The sequence below is a fragment of the Mesorhizobium sp. M7A.F.Ca.CA.002.09.1.1 genome, from assembly GCF_003998555.1.
In the GTDB taxonomy this organism is placed as follows: domain Bacteria; phylum Pseudomonadota; class Alphaproteobacteria; order Rhizobiales; family Rhizobiaceae; genus Mesorhizobium; species Mesorhizobium ciceri.
The window spans coordinates 1-1,707 of sequence record NZ_RZRR01001047.1; the positions used below are offsets into that span (position 1 = coordinate 1).

At 62.9% G+C, this 1,707-nt stretch carries 3 protein-coding genes; all 3 read right to left on the reverse strand.

Annotated features, from left to right (window positions below; translation table 11 throughout):
* On the reverse strand, positions 1–510 hold a 510-nt coding region (locus tag EN994_RS30035; RefSeq protein WP_206530532.1), incomplete at its 3' end, for a dihydroxyacetone kinase subunit DhaK.
* A 92-nt stretch (positions 511–602) separates the two neighbouring features.
* Positions 603–1,025 carry a hypothetical protein gene (locus EN994_RS30040; RefSeq protein ID WP_013528088.1) on the reverse strand — a complete coding sequence of 141 codons (423 nt, stop codon included), beginning with the start codon at positions 1,023–1,025 and terminating at the stop codon, positions 603–605.
* A gap of 11 nt (positions 1,026–1,036) precedes the next feature.
* Positions 1,037–1,707 (reverse strand): putative PEP-binding protein (locus EN994_RS30045; RefSeq protein ID WP_164746354.1); only part of this gene is annotated, 671 nt, incomplete at its 5' end.

Here is a 1,707-nt window from a genome sequence, read left to right on the forward strand (position 1 = left end):
CTTCAGCGACGCCAGAGCCAGGCCATGTTCGGCCGCCGCGCCGACGATCTTTTCCACCACCAGCGTGCCGGCGACGCCACGCCGGCCCGTCGTATAGGAAGAATTCTCGACCGCGACATCGTCATTGGTCACGATCTGCTGGACGCCTTCCGACATTTCGGCCGCCATCTCGAAATTCATGACGTCGCCCTCATAGTTCTTGACGATGAACAGGCAGCCGGCGCCGGTGTCGACGGCCTCTGCCGCCGCCAGCATCTGGTCCGGTGTCGGCGAGGTGAACACCTGGCCGGGGCAGGCGGCGTCCAGCATGCCGTGACCGACAAAGCCGCCATGCAGCGGCTCGTGACCGGAACCGCCGCCGGAGATCAGCGCCACCTTGCCCGGCCGCAAGGTCTTGCGGCGGATGAATTTGTGCTCGTCGCCGAGCACGAGGATGTCGGCATGGGCGGCGACGAAGCCGTCGAGGCTTTCGGTCAGCACCGTGTCCACCGAATTGATAAACTTCTTCACGGCCGTCTCCTCCCGAAATAGGCCTTCCAAAGCAATTCCAGGAAAAGTGTATCGCGGTTTTCCGTCCGGAATTGCGTAAAACAAGAGTTCGATCAGCCACTCTTGCCGGTGATGCTGGTGATCTTTTGGATAAAATCGTTCACCGCCTTATCGAGCGCGGCGTTCTGCTTGTCGTCGCCGAAATCCGGCACGATCAGCGAGACATGCCGCGTCTTGCGCATGCCTGATGCGATCGACATCTTGCCTGGATGCGCCTGGTGATAGGCGGCGAGAAACTGGTCGCGCTCGGCCGGGCTGAAATGGCAGACGGAAAATATAGCCGGCAAATGTTTTGACGGAATCGGGATCGAATAGGCAGGACTGGAAATCTGCGTGACGAAGCTGCGGTGCTTGCCGAGCGCATCGGCCAGGCGCTGGCGCATACCGGACGGGCGCTGGTCGATGACCTGCGACAGGATCGTCTTGTAGGCGCGGATCGCCTCTTCGGAACCGGGTTCGGGTGTCCTGTCGACCATGCCGGCCGCGCCTAGACAGAAACGTCCGCGACGGCCGCCTTGGCCATGGCGAGTTGCGCCGGCGCGACGGAAAGATCGCGCAGGCCGGCCTCGATCAGTGACGGGATCGAGGCTGGATCGCCGGCTGCATCGCCGCACAGGCTGACCGGGATCTCTTCCCGCTGGCCAAACGCCGTCACGGCAGCGATCAGCCGCAGCACGGCCGGATGACGGACCGAATTGAGATGCGCCACGGCAGCGTTGTCGCGGGCGGCCGCCATGACATACTGGGTGAGATCATTGGAGCCGATCGAGAAGAAGGCGGCATCGGTAAAGGCTTCCGGTACGATCGCCACCGAAGGCACTTCGACCATGATGCCGAGCGGCGGCATGTTGTGTGCGACGCCGCGTGCGGCAAGTGCAGTCTGCTCTTCGGCGAACATCGCCGCTGTCTGTCGGTATTCCTCCACAATGGCGATCATAGGGAACATCACTTTCAGGCTGCCATGGACAGCGGCGCGCAGCAGCGCCCGGATCTGTACACGAAACACCTCGGGTCTTGCCAGCGACAGCCTGATCCCGCGCAGGCCGAGAAACGGATTGCTCTCCTCGACCGTAAAGCCGGGCACCGGCTTGTCGCCGCCGGCGTCAACGGTGCGGATCGTCACCGGTTTTTCACCGGCCCACTCCAGCACCTTGCGAT

Excerpts from the sequence above, each read along its gene's own strand:
- EN994_RS30040 (WP_013528088.1), bottom strand. The coding sequence starts at position 1,025 with ATGGTCGACAGGACACCCGAACCCGGTTCCGAAGAGGCGATCCGCGCC.